This is a genomic window from Vibrio sp. Y51_MX_L26 (genome assembly GCF_024181935.1).
Classification (GTDB): domain Bacteria; phylum Pseudomonadota; class Gammaproteobacteria; order Enterobacterales; family Vibrionaceae; genus Vibrio; species Vibrio diabolicus.
The window spans coordinates 100,621-122,715 of record NZ_JAMZAS010000011.1; the positions used below are offsets into that span (position 1 = coordinate 100,621).

Annotated in this window: 5 protein-coding genes; 2 read left to right on the forward strand and 3 right to left on the reverse strand. The window is 46.0% G+C overall.

Annotation, left to right across the window (positions count from 1 at the left end):
* Window positions 1–75: 75 nt before the first annotated feature.
* Entirely contained in the window at window positions 76–6,231 is a 6,156-nt protein-coding gene (locus NL645_RS19070) for a Calx-beta domain-containing protein (protein ID WP_253652213.1), read from the reverse strand.
* A 402-nt stretch (window positions 6,232–6,633) separates the two neighbouring features.
* On the opposite strand from NL645_RS19070, the gene NL645_RS19075 reads away from it, so the two are divergent.
* A complete protein-coding gene (locus NL645_RS19075) occupies window positions 6,634–7,950 on the forward strand; it encodes a TolC family outer membrane protein (RefSeq protein ID WP_048626423.1) in 1,317 nt (438 codons plus the stop codon).
* A 2-nt stretch (window positions 7,951–7,952) separates the two neighbouring features.
* Complete coding sequence (locus tag NL645_RS19080; protein WP_253652214.1) at window positions 7,953–8,567, forward strand: OmpA family protein; 615 nt, start codon at window positions 7,953–7,955, stop codon at window positions 8,565–8,567.
* Window positions 8,568–8,654: 87 nt separating this feature from the next.
* Here NL645_RS19080 and NL645_RS19085 read toward each other — a convergent pair whose 3' ends face one another.
* Together NL645_RS19085 and NL645_RS19090 are read right to left on the reverse strand one after the other, a co-directional pair.
* Complete coding sequence (locus NL645_RS19085; RefSeq protein ID WP_253652215.1) at window positions 8,655–21,476, reverse strand: tandem-95 repeat protein; 12,822 nt, start codon at window positions 21,474–21,476, stop codon at window positions 8,655–8,657.
* Entirely contained in the window at window positions 21,440–21,835 is a 396-nt protein-coding gene (locus tag NL645_RS19090; RefSeq protein ID WP_253652216.1) for a hypothetical protein, read from the reverse strand. The genes NL645_RS19085 and NL645_RS19090 overlap by 37 nt, the downstream gene beginning before the upstream one ends.
* Window positions 21,836–22,095 lie beyond the last annotated feature (260 nt).

A 22,095-nucleotide genomic window follows, 5' to 3' on the forward strand; every position in this document is an offset into this window, starting at 1 on the left:
CACAGTGCTAGTTTACCGTATTATTAAATAAAAAAACGGAGCGAAAAAACGCTCCGTTTTTTTATTTTTGGCCATCTATTCTCTTAATTGCTCGAGATTAGAAATCAGACTATTGGCAATATCGGCTGCAGAGGCACCATCAAAGTTAACCTCTAGCTGTTGTCCATCTTTGTTGATGGTCAACGTCGAGTTACCCCCACTTTCAGTCACTTCAACGGAAATGTCATCCACACTGCCGCGATAGTCACCCGAACCAAGATCATCAAGCAAGGCGGAGATATCCGTACCACTCATATCGTCAAATACATCGGTAAAATCAAGCTGATCCCCGTCACTGAAATCTGTCACGGTATCAGTTGCGGATTGCATTTCTGTCCATTTGAATACGTCATCACCTTCACCGCCAGTCAAGATATCATTACCTAAACCACCGATGATCAGGTCATTGCCTTCAGTACCAACCAGAATATCATCGCCACCTGTCCCCATAACCAGATTCAGATCCGAATTTAAGGCCATGGTTTGATAACCAAGCGCCGTGACAGCGTCTACCGTGACGTTCTCGAAATCAACCGCTACCGTAGCTTCGTTACTTACCGCACCATCAGTGTCAATAGCTTGGTAGGTAAAGTCATCGTTCACGTCAGTAAAACTGGTGATTTCAGTTCCCACCAAGGTAAAGCCCGCTTTATCACTCGCGCTATCGGTTTCTGGAGTAAGTCGAATTTCATCAAAGCTGCCATTTGCTAACGCAACGGTAATAGAACCTTCGTGGTTGCTGGTATAAGTAATATCCGTTGAGTAAAACTGCTGAACATCAACAAGTGCACCATTTAGGAAGATGTATGCCGTTAACCATGCACCACCACTGTTGAAGCGGTCATTCAGACTGGCTAAGTTCAGTTTCGCTTCGTTAGCTGATAAATCCTCATCCAGTTCTAACGTAATATATTCACCAGTACTGATTTCATCACCCTGACCCGTTTCATTTGGCGAAACGACAACCAACCCGACTTGTTGATTCGCAAAATCGACTGAAATCTGAGCGTCGGAATCAAAGATGATGCTGTTGCCAATGGTGATGATCTGGCCTCCAGTGAACGTTAAGTTCGAGTTAGGAGGAGTGTAGGATCCCACCAAGATATCTTTCCCTTGTTCTTCAAGAAGGTCGGCTGAGTCAAAGCTCTGCTCCTCAAAGAAATCTTCAGTCAGACGATACTTAACCTCTGTGTTTTCAGGGAACTGTGTGGTTTCGTCTATAATGACTTCCTGTCCATTTCCATCCACATAATACAGTTCACCGTGTTCAGGAAGGCTAACGACCTGAATTAAAATATCATCATCATTTGCAGTAACTGCGTCATCTTCGAGATCTTCAACACGCTGTTCCCCAGACGTCGTTATTCCATCAAATTCAACATCCTGAACCGGGAAAATACCATTTTGAACATCGAGCGAAATGATGAAATCACGGGCTGTAGGTGGTGAGTTATCCACGATGGTCGCCAGACCAGTATCGCTGCCTTGCACTGCTCCCAAGCCAGTTACTGTAACGCTGAAATCTTCAGGGCCTTCGTACACACCGTCATCAATTGATTCGATGCGTAGATCAAATTCCGTCATACCTGCCGGCACCGTCACAATGCCGCTTACAGGTACACTTACCCAACCTGAACCGGTGTTGTACTCTAGAGTGCCAAGGTCACCTACTTCTGTTTCATCCAGATTCAGCGTTAACTGAACCTGGAGCGCTGCTTCTGAGGCATTACTCAATGACACGGTAAATGTAGCGAAACTACCTTCATCAATGGTACCCGCGTCCGAGATAGACACAGTTGGTCGATCGTCGTCCGTTTTAGTGCCATCATCCACAATGGTAGCCAAACCAGTATCTGTGCCCTGAACTGCGCCCAAACCTGTCACGGTCACGCTGAAGTCTTCCGGACCTTCATAAACTTCATCATCAATGGTCGCAATGCGCACATCAAATTCGGTAAGCATTGCTGGCACTGTTACGATGCCATCGACAGGCACAGCAACCCAACCTGCTCCGGTGTTATATTCTAGCGAGCCAAGATCATCCACTTCTGTTTCGTCTGGGTTTAAGGTCAACTGCACCTGGACTGTACCTTCCGAAGCATTATTCAATGACACGGTAAACGTCGCGATATCACCCTCATCTACGATACCCGCATCTGAGATAGATACGGTCGGGCGATCATCATCCGGGTCAGGACCAGGGCCGTTACCGCCGTCGTAAATAATACCCAACGCAGTGTCAGTACCAAGTACTCCAGTTGCACCTTGCACTGCAACCGTGAAGGTTTCATCTCCTTCATACACATCGTCGTCCGTGGTTGGGACAAACAGTTTGAGATCGGTTTCACCTGCTGGGATAGTATACGTGCCATCACTGTTGGCGGTCACCACAGTTACTCCATCAGATAATGTCAGCTTAATAGCACCAATGTCGCCAGGCTCTGCCGTATTAGTTCCTCCTGTTGATGTGCTCAACCTTACCGTCACGTCAATATCGGCAGCCTCCGACAACCGGACGGTATACACAGCCTCAGTACCTTCATTCACGCCCACGCTATCTTCGACAATATAGACACTTGGACGGTCATCGTCTGGATCGGGACCAGGGCCGTTACCACCGTCGTAAATAATGCCCAGCGCACTGTCACTGCCTAGGACGCCCGTGTCACCTTGTACCGCCACAGTGAAGGTTTCATCCCCTTCGTAGACGCCATCATCTGTGGTTGGCACAGTGACTTTCAGCTCGTTCTCACCGGCGGGAATGGTATACGTACCGTCACTGTTGGCATTCACCACTATCACACCATCAGCAAGGGTCACCACAAAGCTACCTATATCGTCCGCTTCCGCCGTGTTGCTGCCGTCAGTTGAGGTGTTCAACCTGACGGTCACATCGATATCGGCTGCCGCCGACAATCTAACGGTATACACAGCATCGGTACCTTCGTTAACACCCACGCTATCTTCAACGATGTAGACATTCGGACGGTCATCATCTGGATCGGGACCTGGACCACTGCCGTCATCCACAATCGTCGCCGTGCCCGTATCACTGCCTTGTACTGCGCCAATGCCCGTCACCGTAACACTGAAATCTTCTGGACCTTCGTACACCGCGTCATCAATGGAAGCGATACGCACATCAAACTGAGTCTGCCCGGCTGGCACCGTCACCATACCGTCGTTTGGCACCGTAACCCAACCGGAGCCCGTGTTGTATTCTAAGGTACCTAAGTCTCCGACTTCGGTGTCACCTAAGTTGAGGCCGAGTTCAACTTGAACACTCGACTCTGAGGCATTCGATAATGTGACTTTGAAGTTCGCCGTATCACCTTCATTAATGGTGCCAGCATCCGTAATAGTCACACTCGGGCGGTCATCGTCTGGATCGGGGCCCGGGCCACTGCCGTCATCCACAATCGTCGCCGTGCCCGTATCACTGCCTTGCACCGCACCAATACCGGTCACCGTCACACTGAAGTCTTCAGGGCCTTCATAAACAGCGTCATCAATGGAAGCAATACGAACATCAAATTCGGTTTGCTCGGCTGGCACCGTCACCACGCCATCGTTTGGCACTGCGACCCAACCACTTCCCGTGTTGTATTCTAAGATACCTAAGTCACCGGCTTCGGTGTCGCCGAGATTAAGACCCAACTCTACTTGCGTTTCCGCTTCAGACGCATTCGATAACGTAACTTTGAAGTTGGCTGTTTCACCTTCATTAATGGTGCCAGCGTCGGTAATAGTCACACTTGGGCGGTCATCATCGGGATCAGGGCCAGGGCCACGGCCGTCATCCACTATCGTCGCCGTACTCGTATCGCTGCCTTGCACCGTCCCAATGCCCGTCACCGTAACACTGAAATCTTCTGGACCTTCGTACACCGCGTCATCAATAGAAGCAATGCGTACATCAAACTCAGTCTGCCCGGCAGGCACCGTCACCACACCATCGTTTGGCACCGTGACCCAACCACTTCCCGTGTTGTATTCTAGGGTGCCCAAATCTCCAACTTCGGTATCGCCGAGATTAAGACCCAACTCCACCTGCGTTTCGGCTTCAGACGCATTCGATAACGTAACTTTGAAGTTAGCTGTTTCACCTTCATTAATGGTGCCAGCATCCGTAATAGTCACGCTTGGGCGGTCATCATCGGGATCAGGTCCTGGACCACTGCCGTCATCCACAATCGTCGCCGTACCTGTATCGCTGTCTTGCACCGCCCCAATGCCCGTCACCGTAACACTGAAATCTTCTGGACCTTCGTACACCGCGTCATCAATAGAAGCAATGCGTACATCAAACTCAGTCTGCCCGGCAGGCACCGTCACCACACCATCGTTTGGCACCGTGACCCAACCACTTCCCGTGTTGTATTCTAGGGTGCCCAAATCTCCAACTTCGGTATCGCCGAGATTAAGACCCAACTCCACCTGCGTTTCGGCTTCAGACGCATTCGATAACGTAACTTTGAAGTTAGCTGTTTCACCTTCATTAATGGTGCCAGCATCCGTAATAGTCACGCTTGGGCGGTCATCATCGGGATCAGGTCCTGGACCACTGCCGTCATCCACAATCGTCGCCGTACCTGTATCGCTGTCTTGCACCGCCCCAATGCCCGTCACCGTAACGCTGAAATCCTCTGGGCCTTCATAAACGGCGTCATCAATAGAAGCAATGCGCACATCAAATTCGGTCTGTCCAGCAGGCACCGTCACCACGCCATCGTTTGGCACCGCAACCCAACCGGAGCCCGTGTTGTATTCCAAAGTGCCCAAATCTCCAACTTCGGTATCGCCGAGATTAAGACCCAACTCCACTTGCGTTTCAGCTTCAGACGCGTTCGATAATGTGACTTTGAAGTTGGCTGTCTCCCCCTCATTAATGGTGCCAGCATCATTGATGGTCACACTTGGACGGTCGTCATCCGGATCGGGATCTGGGCCGCTGCCGTCATCCACAATCGTTGCCGTACCTGTATCGCTGCCTTGCACCGCCCCAATGCCAGTTACCGTCACGCTGAAATCTTCAGGACCTTCATAAACGGCGTCATCAATAGAAGCGATACGCACATCAAATTCGGTCTGTCCGGCTGGCACCGTTACCACACCATCGTTTGGCACCGTGACCCAACCACTTCCCGTGTTGTATTCCAATGTGCCTAAGTCGCCGGCTTCTGTATCACCTAGGTTGAGACTTAGTTCGACCTCAACATCTGTAGCTGATGGATTCGATAAAGACACTTTAAAGCTGGCTAACTCACCTTCATTAATCGTCCCTGCATCGCTCATCGTTACTGTTGGACGATCATCATCAGGACTTAAACCAGGCCCACTACCATCATCAACAATGGTTGCAATCCCAGTTGCAGGTGTACTTTGTTCTTCTGTGTTGCCAGAAAGCGTAAATGTTTCTGGACCTTCGAATATAGAGTCATTTATAGAATCGAGAGAAACCGTAAAACCACTTTCACCTAATGGGACCGACACAGTAAAAATACCGTTATCATCGACTGAGATTTCTTCTGTTGTGCCATCGGAAAATGTTATGAGAACACTCTCGTTAACGTAGTCGCTGCCGCTCTCGTCAGTAGAACCACCAGTCGCAGTCTGAGCGAACAGAGAAAAAGTGATACTGATATTGTCTTCTGTTGGTTGGTTAAGTGTGACGTCGAAGGAAACCAGATCGCCCTCATTGACAGTTGGGCTAGAAATCTCTTGAACAATTACTGTTGCAGGAACTGATATTGCTGTTGGTTCTGGTGGTTGTATTTGGAAAATATCGAGTAGCGTCTCTACCTGAGTACTTGAAAATCCTGTTCCGTCAGTTCCCACTGTCTCAAAATTGGTACTGGCGAGTAATTCAGCACCTGTGCGATCTATAGCCCCCGTATTTTGTGGGCTAGACCCGTTTCCTTCACCTGCAGCAGGATCAAACTCTTCACCCAGCTCAGTCGGGTCTTCCCCACTAGCAATTGCTTCAATTAACGCTGTGATATCATCAGTTACGTTTATCGAACTTCCTTGTGGTGTCACCTGCTCGATCACAAGCTCAGAAGTATCTGATACCTCATCAATTATTAACTCTCCTGGTTGAGGTAGTTGTCCCTCTTCTAGGGTCCTAATTTCCCCATCCAGCCCGATAACCACGATGTTGCCCATCAATGAGCTCAAAGTTACTCGATCCATATCTACCTCGCCCCACTTCAAACCAAGTCAAAAGTTTGTCACCCCTACATTTACGTCTATAGTTTAGTCAAAATCATCATTTTTTCGTTGTATGCGCAGCTCGTGGGATGCTTGGTAACTCAAGGGGCGGAGTTATTCAAAAAGTATAGAGTTACGCTAGCTGCGAAACGCTATGATATTAAGAATTCAAGCTTTTCTCTGGCCTAAACATGCTGTGTTGCTGAGCAACATTTGCCATATGTGCTAAGGTTTAAAAAGGCGAGATTCTGGAATTTTTAAACAAAAGCCTAGTTTTAACAGTAGGTTGATAAATCCCTTACTCAAGCACTGTTATTTATGATGTTTCGTCTCAGTTGTGAGATGAAATAGCAAAAAGCAACACGAATTTTTAGGAGAAATACCGTGAAATGGAACCGACTAAATATTGCTTGCTGCTGTAGTTTAATAGTGTCTTTACCCGTTTTCGGTCAAACTTTAGAGCAAGCCGTGGCATTGACGTTAAAAAACAATCCTGACATTAAGAGCGCATTTAACGAGTTCACCAGTCGAAAATACGTAAATGAAGCCTCTTCGGGCGCCTACTTACCTTCTATTGATTTAGATGCGGGCATTGGTTACGAGGGATTAGACCCTTCTGACGAGGTGGGACGTGGGGATACAGATTACACTCGAAAGGAAGCTTCGGTAACACTAACTCAGCTCATATGGGATGGCAGTGCAACCTTAAATGATATCGATCGTACCGCAGCCGATGCAGAGTCAGTTAGATTTCAACTTTTGGCCGATGCATCAGATAAAGCACTTGAAGTCACCAAAGTGTATTTAGACGCAGTAAAAGCTTACGAAATACTCAAGCTTTCTGAAAATAACTTGGCGGTTCACAAAGATATTTACGAAGACATTAAAAAACGAGTCAACTCAGGTATCGGCTCTACCGCTGACTTAACACAGGTAGAAGCACGTTTGGCAAAAGCACACGGTAATTTGGCAGCTGCTCAAAATAATTTGTACGACTCTCACACTATGTTCACTCGTTTAGTGGGTCAAACCCCGCAAGGGTTGATCTTTCCAAGAGCGGATCAGAATTTCATTCCATACACCATTGATGAAGCGGTAGGTTTGGCATTTGAACTACACCCTGTCATTCAAGTCGCGCTCGCAGACGTAGACTCTGCTAAGTTTCAATACAAACAATCTAAAGGTGTTAATTACCCAACCATTTCCATTGAAGCTTCACAAACATGGCGTGACGACGCTGATGGCTTAAAAGGCCGCAGTGATGAGACACTTGCCATGCTACGTCTACGCTACAACCTATTTAATGGCGGCAGTGACGCTGCAAACTCAGAAAACTTCGCCTATCAGTTAAATAAAGCGAAAGACTTACGTGAAGGTGCTTATCGCAATGTTGAAGAAGGGTTAAGGCTTTCATGGAGCGCACTGGATTTGACCCTACAGCAAAAAGAGTTCCTGTCAGATCATGTAGACTCGGCATCTGAAACCGTTATTGCGTATGAAAAACAATATCGCATTGGTAAGCGAACACTGCTTGATCTATTGAATACTGAAAACGAACTCTTTGAGGCACGTAAAGACTACTTAGATTCTAAATACGCAGAGCAGTACGCCAAATATCGAGTGATGAACGCAACAGGTCAACTGTTGAGTGCATTAAGGGTTGAAATGCCTAAAGAATGGCTAGAAGAAGTGGAGTATTAATTATGAAATACATAACTCTTATTGCACTTTCATTAATGATTTCGGCATGCAGTTCATCCGATAAAGGCGATGAATATGATTATATTGATACGCCAATTGCCGATCAGTGGGCAGATCATCTTGATGATGATTCTGATGGAGTCATTAATGAGCGCGATTTATGTCCGGGTACTCCTTTAGGTGCCGAGATTGATAACGATGGCTGCGGTTCTCATGTCGACTCCTCGCAAGAAATGCAAATTCGAGTTCTGTTCGCGAATGATTCCGATGTGATCAATCCTATCTTTACGGAGCAAATTCGAGAACTATCCGACTTCTTGAAGGAATATCCAAATACATCGATAGAGATTCAGGGCTATGCCAGTCGTACTGGTACTGCAGAACACAATCTTGACTTATCTAAACGCCGCGCTGAGAACGTTAGAAAAGAACTCATGATGAATGGTATTAGTGGAGATAGAGTCACCATTGTCGGCTATGGAGACACAGTGCTTGCAACACAAGGCACCGACCAAGTGAGTCACGCGCTAAACCGTCGAGTAACCGCAACAGTGATTGGCCACAAAGGTGAAGTGAAGAAAGAGTGGACCGTTTTCACGACACTTCCTAAGAGCTAACATCACAATGAACGGAGTTTAAAAGTAAAAGGTCTAGCAAAATGCTAGACCTTTTTTGATTTTCAATTTCACCTGTGGCTAGACATGCTACATGTCTTTGTATTGCGCTTCTAAACTTGCAATCAGACTTTGAGTCACATCATCGACACTCGCACTATCAAAATGGATGTCCAATGTCGAGCCACCTTTCGTAATACTCAAGTTCGCTTCCGAGCCGCCATCTGGTGCCACTTCTACGTGATACTCTCCAACATCACCAGTATGATCACCGGATTGAAGATCATTAAGAAGCTCTCCAATTTCATCTTTAGATAAGTCATCAAAGAGATCAGAGAAGTCTAGAGTGTCTTCATCTTTATTGAAATCAGTAACGGTATCAACCTCGTTGGTCACTTCACTCCACTTAAAGATGTCAGAGCCCTCATCTCCCGTTAAGATATCATTACCTAAACCTCCAATCAGAATATCATCACCTTCACCACCAACGAGTATGTCGTTACCACCCTGACCAAACAGTAAATCGTTGCCAGCACCACCAGATAAGTTATCCGACTTATCACCTTGGTGAGATTGGTTGAATTCTTCTAGGTTATTTTTAACGTATTCATGGATGTCTTCACCATCAATGGTAGAAACATCTTGACCCGTTTGCTGTGCCACATGTGATTGAATCGCACTCAAACCTTGCTCATTACCGCCAAATTCAATTAAATCACCCAGCAAGATATCGTCACCTTCTCCACCCTGAATAGTGTCTGAGCCTTGTTTTAGGGGCACATCTTGACCCAATATCGTTTCAGCAAGTTTAGTAACATCGATATCTGACTCTACCACACCATCAGTGTCATACTGCTTAAGTGTTTGTTCATCAACACCACTACCAAGACCTATCGACTCTACTGAAGACAATGCTGCTAACACTTGATACATATGTTGAGCTTGTGTTGAGCTACCACCTTCATCGTAGTAACGGATAGAACCATTATATCTGTCGATATCACCAAGGGTTCTGCCTGTTAGCGGTGAATATACCTGACCGTAACTATCTATAACGACGTCACCTTTGTAGGTAACCGTCTGTCCGTATGAATAACTACTGTTACTAACTATATCTTGCAGGGTAACAAGCTTGCCAGAATCATCGACATCCAAAATCACTTTCGAGAATTCATTCTGCGCTAAATGGTAGAGATGCGTTGCTCTATTTGGTTGACCATCAGTAACAAAGTACGTGATATTTTGGCCATTAGGGTTAGGTTGACTGCTAAACCATTCAACAGCTGACTGTAAACCCGCCTCATAGTTTGTGCCGCCGTCACCCTCATCACCTATAGCACTATTCAGTTCTTTTACAAACTCATCTCTTGCTGTTGGAGAACTCAAGTCAACGGAAATAACTGCTGACGCACTTGAAGCAAACTCACTGAGGTGAATATTCACTGTTCCAGGCTTCTCACCCTGATTTGCAGCGCTTAACAGTTCATCAAACACATCTAGCACTTCTTGCTTCGCAGTTTCTACCCAATTACCCATGCTCCCCGAAGTATCCAAAACAAAGGCGATGTTGTAGTCCTGACCGGCAATGATCTCCAACCCTTGGACATCGCCAACAATAATATCGTGATCGTCACTGCCCGTTATCTGATCGTTCCCATGTGAACCCGACTCTAGAACATAGTCACGAGCTGTAAGCTCAACAGACTCTGTTGTTGAAGCGGCATCATTATTTGCTTCTTCAACCGACGTCGCGGTAACGCTTAGTGGGAACTCTAGACTACCTTCATAATCAAACGGTACTCTGATATCTAAAGAGACCTTACCGTTAGCATCCAGGGTGACAAGATAATTACCGTTTGCGTCCTGATTAACGGCATGTCCATCGATATACAGCTCTACACCATCCGGCAAACCTTCCACAAAAACAGTTTGCGCCAAGCTTTCACTTCCATCGACATCAACCAAATCAACGTTAATATCAACGGGAATCCAACGCTCTTGAAGCACTTCATAGGTGCCGTCGGGCTTCAATTCAACGACTTTGTCTGCAAAAACAATTCGTTCAATTTCATATAAGTGATCACCACGATCATCACTACCTGTGTGGTCGTTTACCGAATCGATAGAACGATTATCTAGCAAAATCCAATATGGGACTTGACCTCCATGATCGTCTTTGAAGGTCATTTTGTAGTCACTGAAGTTTCCAGTTAAGTAAACCGTATCTTGGCCATCATAATCTGTAATAGTGGACGCATCATCACCATAGAAAGAGTCGTTATTACCACCGCCAATAAATACGTCATCACCGCCGCCACCATAGAAGGTGTCATTGTAATCAGTCCCAACGAATAAGCTATCGGTATCACTTCTGTCGTTGTTGTCTCCTAGCATCACTCCGGCGTATGAGTGATTTTTTTGTACGACATCATCCAAACCAAGATCAGCAGCGACGAGTTCATTCTCTATAGGCGTTTTATCTATCGCAGAAGTGGCTAAGTTGTGATTAGGATCAACAGCATCTCTCTTTACTAACTCTCCAACATTAATCGTGATCGCAGGGGCATCTGCAACTGCGACAACGTTGATATCAAGCGTATTTGTTGCGCCAGTATTTGTGGTGTAATTAATTAATGGAACATCACCTGACCAGTGCTCGGTAGGTTCAAATACGTAACTACCATCTTGGTTTACTAATAAAGTGCCACTAGTCACAGATACGTTTTCACCTACCGCATAGTCAGTGCCATTAATAGTAATGTGATCAACCATCAGAAGGTTGTCGTCATCAGAGTCATTACGCAATACGTTACCCTGTAGCGAATTATCTTCGTTGGTCTTCCCAATATCACTTTCCGTTTCCGTCGGTAAGTTCTCATGTACTACAACATTGATCGCTAAGTTAGACTCTGCTGAATCACCATTCGCGCGTTCTGTACTCGTTGCCGTCAAATTGATTGTGAAGTCATCATGGGAGCCAGCTGGTGGAGTCACAGTAAGTGTATCTAATGCCCAACTTGTCACGTCCAGTTCTTCATCAATGGTTGCTACAGTAATAGAATTGTTTCCATCTGAAAGGATCGCACCTACAGGTAAGCCAGTTAGCGTGACTTTAAGTGATTCAGAGCCATCTTTATCATTTAAGCTTGTTTTAATTTCAGAGAGCGGTATCGCTGTATCTTGTAACCCTTCGTTCAGCTGATATGTTTCGTAAAACGCAACACCATTAACTTCTTGTAGTTCAGACGTTCTGATATCAGTTGCTTCTAGTGCACTTTCATCACTAACTACGTAAAGACTGCTGTTGCTCAGATTGACAGGTGCTTGTCCATTAATGGATACATCCACATTAAAGTTACCCGGACCACTTTGGTTATGGTGATAAATTTCAATTGGATAAAAGCCAGATACCGAAGGTGTAAAGCTAGCACCCTTAATATCACCACTGTCGCTACCCCAACGAGCTTGATCAAGTAACGTACCACCCAACTTGATAGCAAGGCTATCATCTGCTTGGCCAACAAAGTCGTAACTCGAACCAGCTTCCAGATAAACAAGAGATGTAACGAGAACGGCCTCATTTGCTAAGGTCGCATTAGTACCTAAATCTTCTACATTTGCCCAACTCAATCGAGTACCATCGGCTTCATCAAGAGCGTTGATCGCTGAGATTAGAGTCTCTCCATTGACCCCCATACCATCACTAGAACCGACTTGAACATTACTCCATGTCGTAACGTTAAACTCTTGTTGTGGTAATGAGTTCTCGTGCGTCACTGCGATTAAATTCGGTTTATCAGCGATAGGGTTTACGTCTATTGTCAGTGTTGACTCTTGACCGGTACTCTGTCCATCTGTTGGTTTAAAGCCAATTTGAGCGTAACTAGACTCCTGGTCTCCGACTTGATTTCCGCCGAAACTGGCACTGCCAGACTCATTTAATTCAGGTACAAAGCGAACACTGTTTTCATCAAAGAGCGATTTATCAAGCACTTGATCGATTTGGACAGACTGCCAATCACCTTGCGAATCTTTATACTCTAATGACCCATCGCTAGGAAGCGTTGTAATTTGGACGGAGAGCTCTGATACGTTAGAGTCAACATCGCTAATACCGAATGATGACCAATCAAGCATCACTTGGGTATCTTCACTCATCTCAACCGCGGAAGGCGAAGATTCAGGTGCATCATTCACATTTACCAGAGAAACATTGACCTCGGCAGTATCAATCCCGCCAGTTCCATCGATAACCTCAACCTGAAGCGTATAATCGCCCAAGTCAACATCATCGATTGTCTTGTTCAATGAAATCTCTCCGCTTGTCGGGTCGATATCAAAAATACCATTAGTGGTCGAGCCATCTGCAAAGCGGTATACAAGCACGTCATTATCGTGATCTTCTGCAACGACCGTACCAATAACGGACCCACTCACCGTGTTTTCGTTAACTGACCCGAAGTCATAAACATCATCATTTGGTTTGTCACCCGCACTATCGCCGCCAGAAATAAACTCTGGAGCGTGCTGAGCATCTATAATAGAGACTGTTGCTTCATTCGAGTCACTTGCAAGCGTCGAATCTGCACCAACCGTATCAATTAGAGTCACAGTTAGGTTTTCAAGATCTTCGTAAATACCATCATCGAGAGTTTTTATATCAATCGGCGCCGACGTTTTACCCGCTGGAATCGTGACTGTGTACGTACTTGGAGCAATATAATCTTTGTCATCAACATTCCCGCCGATTGTGAATGTTACCAGTACATCTTCATCTGCTTTTTGGTCAATGTTGACGATAAATTTTGCATCACTACCTTCATCAACTGAGGGTTGATCTGAGCTAATAGTCACTTTCGGTGCACTTTGGGCATCAACGATCACAACACTTGCGCTGTTATTTGAAGCAATGCTCGCATCAGCGCCATCCACCTCTTTAATGGTTACTGTGAAAGATTCTGCGCCCTCATAAATACCATCGGTGAGCGTCAGTAAGTCAAGAGCAGCTGAAGATTGACCCGCAGGAACTTCAACACTCAGAACGCCAACAAAATCTTTTCCATCTTGGGCCACGCCACTATATTCGACATCAACCGTAACGCTCTCATCTGCAACTTTATCAAGTGTCAGTGTAAAGCCTGCCGTTTCACCTTCATTTACGCTGTTTTGATCAGCACTAATACTAACTAAAGGTGCAGGATCAGAATCCACAATATTTGCGTTACCAGTTGCAATACCATTACTGGTGACACTACCGATTTCCGTAACCGTCAGACCAAAGCTCTCATCACCTTCATGGACATTATCTAGTTTGGTCGGGACTGCGACTTTAATTTCAGCGACACCTAGAGGTATGGTAACGTCTCCATTAGGCGCCATATCTAATGTTTGAGTTTGACCATGAGTATCCACATAGGTCACTACCATAGTGCCTAAATCAACATCTTCCGCAGTATAGCTATCATCTGTTGTTGACTTCAGATTGACGACAACGGCCTCTTGAACAGGGTTAGAGAGTAAAACGGTAAATATTGCGTCAGTTCCTTCAATGACATCGCCGGCATCTACTACGCTAAGTTCTGTACTATCATTATCAAGAACTGTTGCCGTCCCCGTTTCACCGCCGATCTCAAGAACGATCGTTTCGCTGCTTTCCACAACCAAATCATCAATAGTCGGAATCGATATTTCGAAGCTACTTATACCTGCTGGAACAATCAAGTAACCACCTAAGAAAACAACACCATTTGTGTAGGTTGCATTTGATAGATTTACGTCATTCTTATCAACTGAAGAACCTTGAGCAAGCATATCAACTTGGTACTTAACAGCAGTACTGGTGACTTCATCTAGAACAACCGAAAACGTGACATTGTCACCCTCAGTCACGCTATCACCGACCACAGACAGACTTGGCCCATTTTCAGCAACATTACCATCTAGCATTTCATTAACGATATTGACTGTAGATGGATCGCTAACGCCACTTTCAGAGTCGACGGCCACATATCCAAAGCTGTCTTCGGCAGGAACACCTTCTACATAACGTAACTCCCAGTTACCTTCATTTTTCGTAGAAAAATCTAACTGAGTAATGACCGAAGCTTCAGGAAGAGCTAGCTCTTTCCCATAACCAACGCTTGTTTCTTGGAATAGCATGAAGTTGCCTTCAGGCTTCAAAAACTCGAACGTTTGAGTCTGTTGGACATTATTTGAATCTAAGTATGTAACCGTAATAAGCGCTGCGTTGTCATCACCGTAATCAAACAATCCACCTAGTCCATCTAGTCCAAGGTTTACGCTGCCCACAGGGTTATTAGACAAATCGATCGTAATCGTTTCACCCTTCTCAATACCCTGCCCATCATTGTCAGCGATACCATTGCCGATATGTGACACCTGGCGGTTGTACTGTGCAAGCTCACCGCTATCAGAAGAAATGGTGATAGAGGCTCCATTTGCTAAATGCTCAGTACGGGAATGTGATGGACCACCATCCTCACTTAATCCCCAGTTATTGAAATCTGTTGTAGATTCCGAGCCATTAGGCGTATTTGGACGATCTTTGATACCTAATAAGAAGCCAACATTATCAGCTTCATAGTAAAGACTGTCTTTGTCATAAAGCGTATCGCTTACTTCTTTAATTTCGTGCAACTCACCATCACTATCTTTAAAGAACAACGTACCTGAGGTTGGCAGTTCAGTAATTCGGACATGTAGATCGTTGCCTTTTAAGTCGTCTTCAACATCCGCGATATGATCTTTAGAGTCACCGCTACCCAGAGGTTTCGTATCGGTATCAAACACAACGTGCGTAAGCTGATCATCGGCCACATGCGTAAAGTCTTCACTGTCAGGTTTGTCGTTTACTGGCGTGACATCAACTTTAACAATGGTGGATTCACTGACACCACCGGAGGTGACGATATAGGTGAAAGTATCTTCACCATGATAGTTGTCGTTTGGCGTGTAGGTTACGCTGCCATCAGGGTTGACGGAGACTGTACCGTTAGCTGGGCCTTTACTGGTATCAAGCGACACTACTTTATCGTCGCCGTCAAACGTGTCGTTACCTAAGACGTTAATGATGGTTGGCGTGTCTTCCACAACCGTCGCTTTGTCTGCCACGATGTCCGCCACAGGCGCTACCGTGAAGTTCACCGTTTGACTGACGCTCTCGCCGTTTGGATCGGTAGCAGTAAACGTTAGGATTTCTGAGCCGTTCCAGTCTGCGGTTGGTGAGATGGTCGCGATGCCATTTTCAATCGAAACCAACACGTTGCTGTTACCGGCTACTGAGAAGCTAAGCACGGAGTCGCTGTCTTTAAATGCGTCGTTTAAATCAATCGTGTAGGTCGCGAAATCTTCCGATAACACTTGATCTGTAATGGCATTATCAACTGTTGGCGCATCGTTAACACGATTCACAACCAAGCTATCACTGTCGCTAGCCGTTGGATTAACACCATCCGACACTGACGCGCTGATAGTCAGGTCTTTAAGGTCGAGTTCATCGTTGTTAACCGCGTCAACACCCGCTTGAGTTAGCTTGACTTCATTGCCAACCAACACGAAGTAACCGTTTGAGTTGTTTTCTAGCAACACCGTAAGCTCATCTTCCGGCGTGTCAGTATCGCGAACCGTTAAGGTTGCCACTACTGTATCAATGCTCACTGCGTCTTCAGTGATGCTTTCTACGGCATCAACCTTGATAGTTGGCGCATCGTTTACTGGGTTAACGGTAACTACCACTTTCGCTTCGTCGGTCAATTGACCATCCGTTACGATGTAGGTAATTTCAGCGTCGCCATTGAAGTTTTCTGCCGGAGTGAAGACCAATTTGCCATTAACCACTTCAACCGTGCCCTGCTCTTTCGGCACAGACGCAGAGTCGATGCTTAACACATCGCCATCCACGTCGGTGTCGTTTGGCAGTACATCAATCGTCACTGCGGTGTCTTCTTGTGTCGTAGCGGTGTCATCTTTTGCCACTGGCGCATCGTTCACTGGCGTCACATTGACTTCAACGGTAGTGGATTCAGACACACCGCCTGATGTCACGACATAAGTGAACGTATCTTTGCCGACGTAGTTATCATCTGGTATGTAGGTCACAGTTCCGTCAGGGTTGACCGAGACCGCGCCGTTAGCTGGGCCTTTACTGGTATCAAGCGACACCACTTTATCGTCGCCTTCGAACGTGTCGTTATCTAAGACCTTGATGATGGTCGCTGTGTCTTCCACAACCGTCGCTTTGTCTGCCACGATGTCCGCCACTGGCGCAACTGTGAAGTTCACCGTTTGGCTGATGCTTTCACCACTTGGATCAGTAGCAGTAAACGTTAGGGTTTCTGAGCCGTTCCAGTCTGCCGTTGGGCTAACGGTCGCAATGCCATTTTCAATCGAAACCAACACGTTGCTGTTACCGGACACTGAGAAGTTAAGTGTGGAGTCACTGTCTTTAAATGCGTTGTTTAAACCAATCGTGTAGGTCGCGAAATCTTCCGCTAGCTCTTGACCTGCAATGACGTTATCGATAGTCGGTGCATCGTTAACACGATTCACAATCAAACTGTCACTGTCGTTAGCCGTTGGACTAACACCATCCGATACTGACGCGCTGATAGTTAGATCTTTAAGGTTAAGTTCGTCGTTGTTAACTGCATCGACGCCTGCTTGAGTTAGCTTGACTTCATTGCCAACCAACACGAAGTAACCGTTTGAGTTGTTTTCTAGCAACACCGTAAGCTCATCTTCCGGCGTGTCAGTATCGTGAACCGTTAAGGTTGCCACTACCGTATCAGTGCTCACTGCATCTTCAGTGATGCTCTCTACAGCATCGACCTTGATGGTTGGCGCATCGTTTACTGGATTTACAGTAACGGTTACCTTCGCTTCGTCGGTCAATTGACCGTCCGTTACGGTGTAGGTAATTTCGGCGTCACCATTGAAGTTCTCGGCCGGTGTGAACACCAGTTTGCCGTCAACAATTTCAACCTTACCTTGTGTTTCAGGTACGGACGCCGATTCAATCGACAGCGTATCGCCATCCACATCGGTGTCGTTTGGCAGAACATCAATCGTGACAGCAGTATCTTCGTCAGTAATCTCCGTCTCATCTTTTGCCACTGGCGCATCGTTCACTGGCGTGACATCGACGTTCACTGTGGTGGACTCCGATACCCCGCCCGATGTAACGATGTAGGTGAAGCTGTCTGTACCGTGGTAGTTGTCGTTTGGCGTGTAGGTTACGCTGCCATCAGGATTAACCGAGACCGTGCCGTTGGCTGGGCCGTTATTGGTATCGAGCGACACCACTTTATCGTCGCCTTCGAACGTGTCGTTACCTAAGACTTTGATGATAGTTGGTGTGTCTTCCACGACTGTCGCGCGGTCAGATTCAATATCCGCCACAGGGGCTACTGTGAAGTTCACCGTTTGACTGACGCTTTCACCGCTTGGGTCTTTAGCTGTGAACGTAATTGTCTCTTTGCCATTCCAATCCGCAGTCGGAGTGATGGTAGCAACACCATTCACAATAGAAATTTGGATGTTGTTATTGCCAGAGACTGAGAATTCTAGCGAGGAATCGGAATCTTTGAATACTTCATTCAAGTCGATCGTGTATGCATCGAAATCTTCCGATAACACTTGATCTGTAATGACATTATCAACTGTTGGCGCATCGTTAACACGATTCACAACCAAGCTATCACTGTCGCTAGCCGTTGGATTAACACCATCCGATACTGACGCGCTGATAGTCAGGTCTTTAAGGTTGAGTTCATCGTTGTTAACCGCGTCAACACTCGCTTGAGTTAGCTTGACTTCATTGCCAACCAACACGAAGTAACCGTTTGAGTTGTTTTCTAGCAACACCGTAAGCTCATCTTCCGGCGTGTCAGTATCGCGAACCGTTAAGGTTGCCACTACCGTATCAGTGCTCACTGCGTCTTCAGTGATGCTTTCTACGGCATCAACTTTGATAGTTGGCGCATCGTTTACTGGGTTAACGGTAACTACCACTTTCGCTTCGTCGGTCAATTGACCATCCGTTACGATGTAGGTAATTTCAGCGTCGCCATTGAAGTTTTCTGCAGGAGTGAAAACGAGTTTTCCATCCACCACTTCAACCGTACCCTGCTCTTTAGGTACAGAGGCTGATTCAATACTCAGCTTATCGTCATCCACATCAGTGTCGTTTGGCAGAACATCAATAGTAACTGCGGTGTCTTCTTGTGTCGTAGCGATGTCATCTTTCGCCACTGGCGCGTCGTTGACCGGCGTCACATTGACTTCAACGGTAGTGAATTCGGATACACCGCCTGATGTCACGACATAAGTGAACGTATCTTTGCCGACGTAGTTGTCATCTGGTGTGTAGGTCACCGTGCCGTTGTTATTCACAATGACGGTGCCATTTTTAGGACCATTATCGGCGTCCAAAGACACCACTTTATCAGTGCCTTCGAACGTGTCGTTACCTAAGACGTTAATGATGGTTGGTGTGTCTTCGACTACATCCGCACTATCAGCCTCGATGTCGACTACTGGTGCAACCGTAAAGTCCACCGTTTGGCTAACGCTTTCACCACTTGAGTCTTTAGCTGTGAACGTAATTGTCTCTTTGCCATTCCAATCCGCAGTCGGAGTGATGGTGGCAACGCCATTCACAATAGAAATTTGGATGTTGTTATTGCCAGAGACTGAGAATTCTAGCGAGGAATCGGAATCTTTGAATACTTCATTCAAGTCGATCGTGTATGCATCGAAGTCTTCCGATAGCACTTGATCTGAGATGACATTATCAACAGTCGGTGCATCATTAACACGATTCACAATCAAACTGTCACTGTCGCTAACCGTTGGATTAACACCATCCGACACTGACGCGCTGATAGTCAGGTCTTTAAGGTTAAGTTCATCGTTGTTAATCGCATCGACGCCCGCTTGAGTCAGCTTGACTTCATTGCCAACCAACACGAAGTAACCGTTTGAGTTGTTTTCTAAAGAAACGGTTAATTGGTCTTCTGGCGTATCAGTATCAGCGACTTCCAGCGTCGCCAATACCGTATCCGTGTTCACTGCATCTTCAGTGATGCTTTCTACGGCATCAACTTTGATAGTTGGCGCATCGTTTACTGGATTTACTGTAACGGTCACCTTCGCTTCGTCGGTCAATTCACCGTCCGTAACGATGTAGGTGATTTCAGCGTCGCCATTGAAGTTTTCTGCCGGTGTGAACACCAGTTTGCCATCAATAATTTCGACTGTACCTTGAACACTCGGCACAGACGCCGATTGAATAGACAGCTCATGGCCATCCACATCGGTGTCGTTTGGCAGGACATCAATCGTCACTGGCGTGTCTTCGTCAGTAACCGCCGTGTCATCTTTTGCCACAGGCGCATCATTGACCGGTGTCACATCGACGTTCACCGTGGTGGACTCCGATACCCCACCCGATGTAACGATGTAGGTGAAGCTGTCTGTACCGTGGTAGTTGTCGTTTGGCGTGTAGGTTACGCTGCCGTCAGGGTTGACCGAGACCGTGCCGTTGGCTGGACCGTTATTGGTATCGAGCGACACCACTTTGTCGTCGCCTTCGAACGTGTCGTTACCTAAGACCTTGATGATGGTCGCCGTGTCTTCCACAACCGTCGCTTTGTCTGCCACGATATCTGCCACAGGAGTAACTGTGAAGTTCACCGTTTGACTGACGCTTTCGCCGCTTGGATCGGTAGCCGTAAAGGTTAGGATTTCAGAGCCGTTCCAGTCCGCGGTTGGAGTGAACGTAGCAATGCCATTGACGATCGCCACTTGAATGTTGCTGTTGCCAGAGACGCTAAACGTTAACTCGCCATCAACGTTATCCACATCGCTGAAGGCCGTATTCAGATCGATCGTGTATGGCGTGAAATCTTCCGCCAAGGTTTGGTCTGCAATGCTACTCTCAACCACAGGCGTATCGTTCACGGCATTCACCGTAACTTTGACCGTCGCTTCGTCAGTCAGCGCACCATCGGTGACGGTGTAAGTGATCTCAGCGTCGCCATTGAAGTTCTCAGTTGGAGTAAATACAAGCTTGCCGTCAATAATCTCGACTTGACCTTGGTCACTCAGCACAGATGCCGATTCGATGCTTAACGCATCGCCATCGATGTCAGTGTCGTTTGGCAGTACATCAATCGTTACTGAGGTATCTTCCTCTGTAATTGTTGCGTCATTAAGGGCAATAGGCGCATCGTTAACTGAGTTTACTGTTACCGAGACTTGAGCTTCATCCTCTAGCTCACCATCTGAGATGGTGTAGCTAATAGTTGCATTACCATTGAAGTTTTCAGCCGGAGTGAAAACAAGCTTACCATCGACAATCTCAACGATACCTTGCTTTTCTGATACAGAAGCAGAAGTAATGGATAAATCGTCACCTTCAATGTCACTGTCGTTAGCGAGCACATCAATTACAACCTGGGAATCTTCGTCAGTTTGAATCGCATCGTTAGTCGCTATTGGCGCGTCATTAACAGGCTTAATATCTAAATTAGCATTGCCATTAATAACACCCCCATCGTCATCAATGATGTCATAGGAGAATGACACTTCAGTATCATCATCAGCTTCTGGGATATAAGTCCAAGATCCATCGTTGTTATCAATTAAAGTGCCATTCCCACTCTCAATAGTGACGTTTGTAACGATAAGAGTATCAGCATCGTCAATATCGACATTCGATAGTAATTCTTCGGTAGTTATCGTGATGGGATCGCTATCTTCTTCGATAGCGCTTAATGTCACTGGAGAATTAGTAAGTGGTTTATTTGAGCCATCTCCACTGGTTTCTATATTTGTTGCGAAAAAGTCATTTAAGGTCAACGCTTGTGTTTCAGATAAACCGAGGGATTCCAAGCCAATAGTTTCAAAATTTGTTGAGGCCAGTACTTCAGTGCCATCCGTGCAATCGTGGCACTATTTTGTAAACTTGAACCACTGTTTTCACCCGCAGCTGGCGCGAGTTCTTCATCAACTATAGAAGGGTCTTGACCTTGCTCAATAGCACCAATAATTCGTGCCACATCATCAGAAATATCTTTTGAGCCTTGCTCTTCAGTTAGTTGAATGTTCAAATTTAGAGGTGCAGCATCTGTCGTTGCCACTACCACTTCACCTGGTAGGGGCTGTTGTCCTTCTGTTAGGACTCTCAGCTCCCCATCTAAACCTATTACGACGACTTGATTACCGAGTGACACTAACGCTGTACGATCCATATAAATCTTAACCCTAAATAACTGTCAAGTTTTTGACTAACAATACTAATTTGCTATATATTGCCTGATTATATAGTGCAATAACAGCAATTTGATGCTCAATTAAGTAATTATGTGTCATACATCAATAGGAATCTATGCGCATATTTGTCTTGTTTTAATAAAAGCCACTCAACTCTTGTTAAACATCAATTTCACTTTAAAATCGGGATCCTTATTCAAAATTTAGACCCACCAAATGAATTGATTTATCAAGAATG

What these genes read in the sequence shown, in the direction of transcription:
- NL645_RS19090 (WP_253652216.1), bottom strand. Translation starts at nt 21,835, where the DNA reads ATGGATCGTACAGCGTTAGTGTCACTCGGTAATCAAGTCGTCGTAATA.
- NL645_RS19080 (WP_253652214.1), top strand. Translation starts at nt 7,953, where the DNA reads ATGAAATACATAACTCTTATTGCACTTTCATTAATGATTTCGGCATGC.
- NL645_RS19070 (WP_253652213.1), bottom strand. Translation starts at nt 6,231, where the DNA reads ATGGATCGAGTAACTTTGAGCTCATTGATGGGCAACATCGTGGTTATC.